Origin of the sequence: Paenibacillus puldeungensis, from assembly GCF_042678945.1 — a bacterium.
Classification (GTDB): domain Bacteria; phylum Bacillota; class Bacilli; order Paenibacillales; family Paenibacillaceae; genus Fontibacillus; species Fontibacillus puldeungensis.
Genome location: NZ_JBHTLM010000001.1, coordinates 409,527 through 420,471 on the forward strand (window position 1 = coordinate 409,527; position 10,945 = coordinate 420,471).

A 10,945-nucleotide genomic window follows, 5' to 3' on the forward strand; every position below is an offset into this window, starting at 1 on the left:
GAAGGAGCATCAAACTCATGGATACTCAAGCGAGGCGTATGGTAAGCGTTAGAGCCGGGCTGATCTCTGCTGTCGTGCTGGTCGCAAACGTTGTTGTTCACGGCTCCATCTTTATGTTTTTCCGCGATTCGGCGTTGAGCCCGCTGCTTACAGCAGTTCTTGCTGTACTCTGGGGTGTCCTCGGAGTGTACTCGCTCTATTACACCCTTACTTGGGCAGTGGAGCAATATCCTGAGCATGTTCGAAAAAGAGTACTCCCCTACGTGTTCATCGGGCCGGCGGTCGTGCTGCTCGGCTGGCTGCTTGTGCTCCCTGCGGTTCGGACGCTGTACTTAAGCTTCTTCAACGCCTCGTCTGAAACGTTTGTCGGTCTGGCCAACTATGCGGCGATCTTCACCGACCGCCTGATGGCGACGGCGCTGCGCAACAATCTGCTGTGGGTGTTCGTGGGGACGCTGGCTTGTGTCGCTTTGGGCCTCCTGATCGCGATCCTTGCGGACCGGAGCAGCTATGAAAAAGTCGCCAAATCGATCATTTTCATGCCGATGGCGATTTCCTTTGTCGCGGCGGGGGTCATCTGGAAATTCGTCTATTACTACCAACCGGGTGAGCGGCAGATTGGTCTGCTTAATGCGATCGTTACGGCGCTTGGCGGCGAGGCGCAGGCTTGGACGAGCATGATCCAGCCATGGAACAATTTTTTCCTTATCCTCATCCTGATCTGGATGCAAACCGGCTTTGCGATGGTCATTTTTTCGGCGGCGATCAAAGGCGTTCCCGAGGATATATTGGAAGCTGCACGGGTGGATGGGGCCGGTGAGGTGAGCATCTTTTTCCGGATTATGATTCCGTATATTCAAACGACGATTCTGACCGTCACGACGACGATCATCGTGTTTACGCTCAAAATTTTCGATGTGGTCATGGTCATGACAGGCGGGCAATACGGAACGGAAGTGGTGGCGACCCAGTTTTATCGGCAGTTTTTCATGTATCGCAATTTCGGATACGGATCGACGCTGGCCATCGTGCTGCTGATCGCCGTTTTGCCGGTCATCCTGATCAATGTGCGGCAGTTCCGCAAGCAAGGGGGATTTTAAGCTGATGAGCGAGAAATACGTCAAACCTGGGCGGCGAGGTGCAAAACGCGGTAAACTGATCGTCAATCTTTCCCTCGGCGTTATTTGCTTAATATGGCTCATCCCCACATTAGGTTTGTTCCTTTCCTCCTTTCGTCCGGCGGCGGACATTTTGCAATCGGGCTGGTGGAACGTATTTCCGCATCGGGAATGGAAGAGTGGGGAAACGATTCAGTTGCCCAAGGGGATCGACTTGCGGGAACCGATTGTGGTGAACGGCAAAATGTACAGCGACGAGCAGCTCAAAGCCGGGGCAGCCACGAAGGACGGGCACCGTCTACTTTGGGAAAATCGCCGTGCGCGCACAATAAACGTGCAGGAGCAGGGCTGGGTATTGCTGCCAAAGCTGACGCTGGACAATTACCAAAATGTGCTGTCCGGCAAAACGTATAAGCTCAAGCAGGCGGACGGCAGCGAAAAGGTGGAAAAAGGCACCGGCTTGTCCCGGGCGTTCTGGAACACGCTGACCATTGCCGTGCCGTCGACAGTGATTCCGATACTTATTGCTTCCTTTGCCGCCTATGCTTTTTCATGGCTGCGGTTTCCGGGGCGGAGAACGCTGTTTGTCATCATCATCGCCATGCTGGTCATCCCGCTGCAGGTAGCGCTTATTCCGGTGCTGAAGGATTACACCTCGCTTGGGCTGAACGGCAGCTACTTAGGGATATGGCTGGCCCATACCGCATTTGGCCTACCGCTCGTTACCTACTTCATGTACAACTTTATCAGCCAACTGCCGAAGGATCTGTTTGAATCGGCCTTTATGGACGGGGCGAGCCATTTTACGATCTTTTCCCGCTTGATCCTTCCCTTGTCGGTTCCTGCGCTTGCATCCATCGGCATCTTTCAGTTCCTTTGGGTATGGAACGATTATTTGGTTTCGCTCATTTTCATCGGCAATCAACCGGATGTTCAAGTCATGTCAATGAAAATTGCAGATCTTGTCGGCTCCCGAGGCAACGATTGGCATTTACTTACCTCGGCAGCATTTATATCGATGCTGATGCCGCTTGCGATTTTTTTCCTGCTGCAAAAATATTTTGTCCGAGGCTTGATGGGAGGATCGATCAAGGGATAAAGCAGAAAGAAATTGGCCGGCAGAAGACGGGTTGTGATGATATGTGGTTCATGCGGCCTTTTCCACCTGTGGAGGAGGTCTTTTTTTCGTTCTTAGCATATGGCTAAAAAAATCAGCTGGAAAAAAGAAATAAAGGTGTTTTGTACCCTTACGCCGCAAGAATAAAGGTAGTATGATTTGTAAGGAAGCAAAAATCAAGTTTCCAAAAATGGATTATATTGGTCTAAAGTAGAAAGACAAGGAGTGAAATGTTTATGTACATGGACAGTCTGGAGCTTGCCAAACAGCGCGCTGAGGATCTCCGTAAAGAAATAGAGAAATGTAATAGGGGAGAACGGATGAGGCTTATACGAAAAATGAAGTCTTTGTCGATGCAAAAGCAGGCATTGCCAGGAAAGAAGCGATTCTCTCTTTTGAAGCCGATCCTCATGATATTCAGGAGGCTGCTGTAACCGAAAAATTCGGACAGCGGCCTCTTTTTTTTGGAAGCATTCTGTTCCAAGTGAGAAAAGCCCAACCGCATGGGCCGGGCTCTGCAATCTAAATAAATGTTAAGAGGAAGTAAGGGGCAGGTTAGCCTCTCGACGGGAATTCTCCTTGCAGGCAAATGATAAAGTTTAGAGCTAAAAAAGGCTGCATATTATTGTGCGGTTGGCTTCCGCCGGCAGGATCAAGGGCTGCAGGATTAAGCTTGGCATTGACGGCTGCATCATATAACGGCTCCTGCTTTTCTTTGCCTGGTCGACCTATTTTGGGTGTTTCCGCCCATACGTGATTATCCGGCTGGTTACTTGAGCCGGGAGCAGCAACGGCTTGCGCAACATGGGTATGCGTAGGGATTTCGTTGATGAGGAGTGTGACGGACTCGGTTCCAACTTGTTCACCCAAGCTTCGCGGTGTAAGACCAGCGCCGTCCCCCTGGTGCATCGGGGCCCTTCCCATCAAATTTGGAAGTGCAAAATTAGTCTTGCCGTCCCCACCATATTGAACGCCCAGGATGGAGAAGAGGGCCGTATTTTGCACGATGGGTAACAACTGGCCATTGCAAAATGCCCAACCTGCGGGAGGATAATTTCCTGCGAAAATTCTAATTTCACCTGTGTATGCCTCGGACATTCATATCCATCTCCTTTGTATCAACTTCGTGGGGGGAAAATTCCCGTGATAGCGATGCAGAACTGAAGTGCCAAAAAAGGCTGCATGTTAGGATGCGCTGCAGAGTTGCCTGCAGATGAAATAGCGCTAATGTCCATCTTTACGATGGATGATGCGGAGCCAAATTGGTTCGGCTGGTTGGCCCATGCATTACCGGCGGGAGCAACGGCAACTGGAGGATTGGCGGATGCACTTACTTGGTGAGAGTGGGCCGGGATTTCGTTAAGGGTAAGCGTATGATTTTCCTCCCCACCGGCTTGTCCAAGAAAATGTGATGTAGAAGTATGAATTGGGACCCGTCCGCGCAGATTCGGCAAAGCAAATGTAGATGTTCCGTTCCCACCATAGGCAGTGCCGAGTAATGCAAACAAAGCCTGGTTGGTGTTAATTTGCAACAATTGTCCTTCACATGGAGCCCAGCCTTTGGGGGTGTAACCGATTGGAAAAAGTCTGATTTCTGCTAAATAGGGTTCGGGCATCTTAAGAACCTCCTTTGTAATTAGTTAGGACTCGGATATTCACCATATAGAGAAATAATGAAAGAAATTGTTGTAGAGGGCATCATGTTGTCATGGGGTTGATTCCCGCCTGCCAGCCCTACAAGCTGCGGATTCATGTTAACTAGCGTCCCGCCTGTAGTGAAGCTGGTCGTGGGAGAAGAAGACCAAATCTTGTTGTCTGGGGAAACCGGACTTTCCGGAACGGTTGTTGCATTAGGAATATGGGAATGTCTAGGCATTTGGTTCAAGATTAACGTTACTTGCTCAAACCCACCTTTGCTTCCTTGCGGATAGCTTGGACTTGGGTGAATCGGAATACGTCCCTGCAAGTCGGGAAGAGCAAAATTAGTCATCCCATCCCCTCCGTAAGTTGTTCCCAGTAAAGAGAAAAGAGCATCGAATTCCGCTATGCTAAGCAGCTGACCATTGCAGAAAGCCCACCCCGAGGGGGCATAGTTGCCAGCAAACATTCGAATTTCACCAAGATAAGGCTCAATCATGAGTTATCACCTCTATAAAGTTTGTTTAAATATACCATTCAAGCTGAGGGTAGTTTGAGTATTCTGGGATGAGGAAGTTGGCAATGTTGCAGATCTGGTAGAAGTTGGGTACCTAGTCCTTGATACCGATATTCCTGAGGCAGAGATAGGTCATCGAGGTGCAAATATTGTGAGGCTAATAAAAAATGGACTGTCTTCCAAAGTTACTACTGGCGTAAGAAGTATCTACCTCCCCGACAAGATATGTGGTTTTTCATACTTATTTTCAAATATATCATAATATCATGGCCAATTTTAGAATTATTTGATGATAATAGGATTTTTCTCCTATATAATGGTCATGACAACTTGGGAATGGAAAGAAGATGATGGGTACAAATGAAGACTTTTAGTCCTATTTTTAGAGGGGGGATGTTATGAATGGAAAAAGGAGATTGAACAACGCAGGGGGCCTACATAAGTTTCGCTCGCTGTTTTTATTGTGGCTTGGCTTAGTGATCGGTCTGACTGGCGGTATAGGGAATTGGACTTGGATTCAAGACGCCAAGGCGGCAGGGGCATGGGAAATGCGCAGTTCTAATACGAACGTTGATCTGTTTGGCGTCGCTTATGGGAATGGACACTGGGTTGCAGTATCTAAAACCAGCTACATTACTTCAACCGACGGGATTACCTGGACGAAAAAATATCTGAATAACGGGTATCTATTTGATGTTATTTTTGCAAACAATCGGTGGATTGCTGTCGGAGAGAACAGTGTCCTGCCTGCAGGTGGGCTTGTCATTACTTCCGAAGACGGGGAAAACTGGAGTGAGCAAAGGTCCGTATCGGATAATCAGCTTGACGGAATCGCCTATAACGGATCACTTTTTGTTGTTGTAGGGGAAAACGGAACGCTTCTTACTTCCCCGGACGGGGTTTCCTGGACGGATCGTAGTGCATCGTCTGGTTTTGGAAACGCATCTATGTACAGGGTAGCTTACGGAAACGGGATGTTCGTTGCTGTAGGTGACAAAGGCGCTATTTACACCTCCCCTGATGGAATGGTATGGACCTCAAAAGTATCAGGCACAGCTGACTTTCTCTACGGGGTGGACTATGGCAATGGAAAGTTTGTTGCTGTAGGCGGAAAGGCCCTCCTCACATCTTCGGATAACGGAGCTACGTGGAAGGCCGTATCTACCGATGTGAATTTCCTGGACGGAGTAACATTTGGCGGAAATAAATTTTTGGTTGTTGGCGACGGCGGCTACATCATAAGTTCAAATAATGGCGATGAATGGACGACTGAATATGCGGACGGAGCGTCGGAATTTTTAGATGCTTCTTTTGGAGGAGGAAGATTTGTTGCCGTCGGTATGGGCGGTGCGCTTGTAACGTATTTTTCATCGGGGGAGAACCGGTTGAGCGATTTGAAAGTGAGCCACGGAACATTGGCTCCGTCCTTTTCCCCTGGAGTGAATAGTTACTCTTCTTTCGTAAGTCATTCGGTCTCGATGCTCGAAGTTACACCGACTTTGGTTGATCCATCAGCGACCATAAAGATCAATGGGGCTGCGGTACCGGATCAAATCGCGAAGCAGGTTCCGCTAGCCGTCGGAGTAAATAACATCCAGGTTGATGTTACGGCGCAAAATGGAGATCTCAAAAGCTATACTATTACAGTATCTCGAGCGGTACCATCTAACAACGCATTGCTAAGTAATTTGGGGATCAGCTCAGGGCCTTTTGAAGAAGAGGCCTTCGATTCGAATTCGTTCAATTACTCCGCGAAGGTAAACAACAGCACAGCTTCCATTACGGTCACACCGACGGCTTCAGATCCGGGAGCGAAAATCAAGGTGAAGGACGCCGAGGTAACCAGTGGGGCCACATCTCCAGCGATTGCATTGCATACCGGCGAGAACGTGATCCCTGTAGTTGTAACGGCTGAGGATGGAACATCGACGAAGACGTATACGATTACTGTAACGAGGGCTAAGTCAAGCAATGCCGATTTAAGTAGCCTGTCAACCAGCTCCGGGGCACTAAATCCGGTATTTCAATCGGGAACGCAGACGTATACAGTGGATGTACTCAATAACATAACATCCATTGCTGTAAGTCCAGTGGCGGCCGATTTGGCCGTGAACAAGATAACCGTAAACGCTACAGAGGTAGCAAGTGGAGCGACATCGCAGGCGATTGCCTTGTCTACTGGGGAGAATGTGATAACCGTTGAAGTTAACGCTGAGGATGGAGTAACGACAAAGACATACACGTTAAAGGTAACGCGGGCAAAATCGGGCAATGCCGATTTGAGCAGCTTGACCCTAAGCGCCGGAGCGCTTAATCCCGATTTTTCATCAGGTCGAACAGACTACACGGTAAACGTAGATCATAGCGTGACATCGATTGCCGTGACACCAACCACGGCGGACAGTATGGCGACGGTCAGGGTAAACGGTGCCGATGCGACGAGCGGGACAGCCTCGCAGCAAATTCAACTGAATGTTGGAGACAATACGATCTCCATTGAAGTTACTGCAGAGGATGGAACAACTAAAACCTACAAGGTAACGGTGTTCAGAGCGAAATCCAACGATGCCACGTTAAGAGGCTTGGCACTTAGTGAAGGCACTCTGAACCCGGTATTTGAGCCGGAGAAGCTATCGTACGGTGCCAATGTGCCCAATACTACGGAATCCATTACCGTAACACCAGCGTTGGCGGAGGGGGCGGCAACAGTTACGGTAGCCGGAGAGGTCGTTAGTAACGGTAACGCATCACAGCCGATTAAGCTCAAGGTCGGGTCGAATATCGTCCCGATCATTGTAACCGCAGCGAACGGAATAACAACCCGGACGTATACGATCGAGGTGACGAGAGCGGCCTCAAGTAACGCTTTGCTGAGCAAGCTGGAGCTGAGAGGAGCAGCGCTGTCGCCAAGCTTTTCACCGGACCATGGCGATTATACAGCTTCTGTAACCAATGTCGTATATGCCGTTTATGTCACTCCTACACTGGCCGACGTAACGGCCCATTTAAAAATCAATAACCAAACGATAAACAGCGGTGAAGAAATCGAAATCCCGTTAATTGTAGGAGATAACCTGGTTGCGATTGAAATAACGGCCGCAGATAGAACCCTAAATACTTATATTTTGAAAATAGCCCGGGCGGATTTGCCAAGCAATGCGGATTTAATCAGCTTGACGCTAAGCGCCGGAACATTGAGTCCGGCCTTTGATCCAGGGATAACGCGTTATGCCACATCTGTGGCAAATACGGTGGACAGTATAAGCTTTGTCCCAACGTTGGCTGACTCTTCTGCTTCACTTACCGTCAATGGACATCCGGCAACAAACGGAACTCCCATCACTGTGGGAATAAAGGTTGGGGACAATCCGATCGTCATCCGGGTAAAGGCTTTGCGTGGCGAGACGAAGGAATACGTCATTACCGTAACACGCTCCGCGCCGCAGGGTGGCGGTGATCAAGGCAACGGGAACGGAGGTACGGGAGGCAGCGGAGGCGGAATGAGCGGCAATCCTTCGAGCGGCGCACCGACGACTTCACCGAAGCAGCCTACGGATCAAGATGAGTTAAGCTTTATCGATGATCAAGGAAACAAGTGGGCCAGTGGCCGAGTAAAAACTGAGAACGGTTTGAAATCGACGGACGCGGTCGCAGATGATTTGGCTATGTTGAAAAAGGCGAGCTCGGCGCAGACAGGAGTTACCTTTTATGCCCCGGTTCTAAACAAATCGGATGCGGTTGGCTTCGAGTTCGGCGCTTCGCTGCTGGAGACGCTCGCTGCAAAGAAGGCAGTTGTCAGCGTAGCTTCGGAGTTTGGAAAATACAATCTTCCGATACAGCTTGTCGATTGGAAGGGCGCCATCAGTTCACTCGGGAATAACGTTTCTCTGAAGGATGTCAAGGTACGTCTGGAAATGAAACGCATTCCGGGACAAAATACGGCGGCGGGCCGCTCGTTAACAGAGACGGTTCCATGGGTCGACTTTTCGCTGATGCTTTCGAGCGGAGGGCAGACCAGAGAAATTCAAGCGTTCAACGGGTATGTGCAGCGGGAAATTTACGTGAATAAAGGGACGAACCGCAGCCATCTTACTACCAGTGTGCTTGTGATGCAGGATGGAAGCTTGCGGCATGTTCCAACCGTCGTCAAGGAAGAAAATGATCGGTATGTGGCGGTTATTAACAGTTTGACGAACGGTAAATACACCGTCATCGACAACCGTAAAACATTTGAAGATGTTAAAGGGCATTGGGCGCAAAAGAGTATTGAAAATCTCGCTTCGCGTCTCATCGTTAGGGGGGTGAGTACAGCCAACTTTGCCCCGAATCAGTCCATTTCGCGTGCAGGATTTATTTCGATGCTCGTCCGTGCGCTCGGTCTGCAATCTTCGGACCACTTAGCCACTTTTACCGACGTCAAGGAAAGCGGCTGGTACCATGATGCTGTTATGATTGGGGTTTCTTACGGGTTAGTTCAAGGATATGACAACGGTCAATTCCGTCCGGAGAACCCAATCACTCGGCAGGAAGCGATGGCCATCATGGTCAAAGCGCTGAAGCTTACGGGGCATGAAGTTCGTCTAACCCCTGAAGAGACGGAGGCCTTGCTGTCCACTTTCAGGGATCGGTCGGAAATTCGTCCTTGGGCGCGGGAAGCTACCGCCTTACAAATTCGTGAAGGCATTGTTGTCGGGGACCAGGGCAAGCTGATGCCAAACCAAGCAATGACCCGAGCTGAAACGGCCCTGATGGTGGAGCGCGTGCTGCGTGCAGCGGGTTTAATAGATTAAAGCATTGTACAGTTTCCAAATGATTATGGAATGTAAAAACTATAGGAAGAACTAACTTTAAAGCCGGTCGCCTTCTTCATTGAAGAGGGTAATCGGCTTTTTAGGTGAGTTTTGTTTAATGTAGTGTGTCTTTTATATATGGATAGTCTCCCCACACCAATTTCTTCGAAACCTTCATAACCCAGTTCTATTAATCAATGTGGCACTTCATTTTTTGTTTACTTATTATTATATATTATCTATAATTTATATAGCGCCTTGCATAATTAAATCATTGTACAATACATTACCAGGCGCAATATTCTATCAGCTTTATTAGGTAGATCGAATCTTTGGCAAAGGAGAGGAAGTAGATTGCGTACGCGTCGCTTAATTAAGAACGGTTGTGTGTTAACGATGGACAGATCTATCGGAAACTTCCAGAAAGCCGACATCTTAATAGAAGATTCCGTGATTGTGAAGATTCAAGCCAACCTTGATGTATCGGATAGTGAGGTCATCGATGCCTCGGACATGATTGTAATGCCAGGATTGGTGGATACCCATCGTCATGTCTGGGAGTCCTTATTGCGAACTATTGGTGCAGATTGGTCGCTTCCGGTCTATTTACAAAATATTTATTATGGCGGACTCGGCAGCAAATTGCGACCCGCGGACAGCTATGCCGCCAATTTACTGGGAGCTCTGGAAGCGCTCAACGCCGGTGTGACGACCGTCTTGGATTGGACGATGATTTATTCGCCCGATCATGCCGACGCATTGATTCGCGGCTTGCAGGATTCCGGCATTCGCGGCGTATTTGCCTACGGAGCCTCCGGTGAAACCGAATATTGGAGCCGCGACAGCCAAAAGACATTCACGGAAGATTTGCACCGCGTCAAAAGGGAGTACTTTACCTCCGATGATCAACTGTTAACGATGGGGTTAGCAATAAGAGGGCCGGAATTTAGCAGTTGGGAGGCTTCGGTCCGGGAAATCAACCTCGCCCGAGAGCTGGATGCGCTATGCTCCATGCATATTGGCTTTGGCAGTTGGGGGCCGCATGACCGCTCCGTTGAGAAGCTTTATAAAGCCGGCCTGCTGGGTCCCGACTTGAATATGGTGCATGCCAACACTATGGGCTATGATGAATATAAGCTGCTTGCCGATGCGGGAGCATCGGTATCCGTAACGCCGGAAGTGGAAATGATGATGGGACATGGGTATCCTGCCACGGGACGCTTTCTTGAGAACGGCGGAACACCCGCCCTTGGCGTGGATGTCGTAACATCAACCGGAGGGGACATGTTTACGCAAATGAAATTCGCGCTGCAGGCGGAACGGGCAAGAGTGAACCAGGAAATTCTGGCCAAGGGAGACATGCCCGGAGAATTAAACTTGAAGGCCGGGCAAGTTTTGCATTTTGCTACCTCGGCGGGAGCCAAAGCCTTGAGACTGGATCATAAAACCGGCACCTTGACTCCGGGAAAAGAAGCCGATCTTATTTTCATTCGGACGACGGACCTCAACATGTTCCCTGTTTCTGATCCAATTGGCGCCGTCGCACAATTTGCCAATCCAGGCAACGTGGATTCCGTGTTTGTGGCCGGTCGTCCGGTTAAACGGCACGGGCAGCTTCTCAATGTCGACTTGAACCACATTCGCAATCTTGCAAATGCAAGCAAAGAACATCTATTGTCTTCATTTTCCGGCGATGCAAGCTTCAAATGAGCTAACATTATATTGCTGCGCCGGTCGCTCTCTTCATTGGAAGATGGCGGCCGGC

The 10,945-nt window shown here is 49.3% G+C and carries 8 protein-coding genes; 5 read left to right on the top strand and 3 right to left on the bottom strand.

All coding sequences use genetic code 11. The features are described from left to right. Positions 1-38 precede the first annotated feature (38 nt). The 3 genes from ACFQ3W_RS01765 to ACFQ3W_RS01775 all read left to right on the top strand — a co-directional run bounded on the left by ACFQ3W_RS01765 (position 39) and on the right by ACFQ3W_RS01775 (position 2,669). Positions 39-1,100 (top strand): carbohydrate ABC transporter permease, encoded by a 1,062-nt coding sequence (locus tag ACFQ3W_RS01765; protein ID WP_379315996.1) that lies wholly within the window; start codon positions 39-41, stop codon positions 1,098-1,100. Between the two features lie 4 nt (positions 1,101-1,104). Then, on the top strand, positions 1,105-2,217 hold the full coding sequence (locus ACFQ3W_RS01770; RefSeq protein WP_379315997.1) for a carbohydrate ABC transporter permease: 1,113 nt from the start codon (positions 1,105-1,107) through the stop codon (positions 2,215-2,217). Positions 2,218-2,471: 254 nt separating this feature from the next. Next, on the top strand, positions 2,472-2,669 hold the full coding sequence (locus ACFQ3W_RS01775) for a hypothetical protein (RefSeq protein ID WP_379315999.1): 198 nt from the start codon (positions 2,472-2,474) through the stop codon (positions 2,667-2,669). Between the two features lie 121 nt (positions 2,670-2,790). On the opposite strand, the gene ACFQ3W_RS01780 is transcribed toward ACFQ3W_RS01775, so the two are convergent. From ACFQ3W_RS01780 to ACFQ3W_RS01790, 3 genes are read right to left on the bottom strand one after another with little or no spacing between them, the layout of a single operon-like run. Next, positions 2,791-3,333 (bottom strand): phage tail protein, encoded by a 543-nt coding sequence (locus ACFQ3W_RS01780; protein ID WP_379316001.1) that lies wholly within the window; start codon positions 3,331-3,333, stop codon positions 2,791-2,793. 20 nt (positions 3,334-3,353) lie between these two features. After that, positions 3,354-3,851, bottom strand: coding sequence for a phage tail protein (locus ACFQ3W_RS01785; RefSeq protein WP_379316003.1), 498 nt, complete (start codon positions 3,849-3,851; stop codon positions 3,354-3,356). A gap of 20 nt (positions 3,852-3,871) precedes the next feature. Beyond that, the gene (locus ACFQ3W_RS01790) at positions 3,872-4,372 is read right to left on the bottom strand and encodes a phage tail protein (RefSeq protein WP_379316005.1); all 501 of its coding nucleotides are present in this window, start codon (positions 4,370-4,372) and stop codon (positions 3,872-3,874) included. A gap of 416 nt (positions 4,373-4,788) precedes the next feature. Here ACFQ3W_RS01790 and ACFQ3W_RS01795 point away from each other — a divergent pair, with 416 nt between their 5' ends. After that, the gene (locus tag ACFQ3W_RS01795) at positions 4,789-9,180 is read left to right on the top strand and encodes a cadherin-like beta sandwich domain-containing protein (RefSeq protein ID WP_379316008.1); all 4,392 of its coding nucleotides are present in this window, start codon (positions 4,789-4,791) and stop codon (positions 9,178-9,180) included. A gap of 354 nt (positions 9,181-9,534) precedes the next feature. Further along, a complete protein-coding gene (locus ACFQ3W_RS01800) occupies positions 9,535-10,890 on the top strand; it encodes an amidohydrolase family protein (protein WP_379316010.1) in 1,356 nt (451 codons plus the stop codon). Positions 10,891-10,945 lie beyond the last annotated feature (55 nt).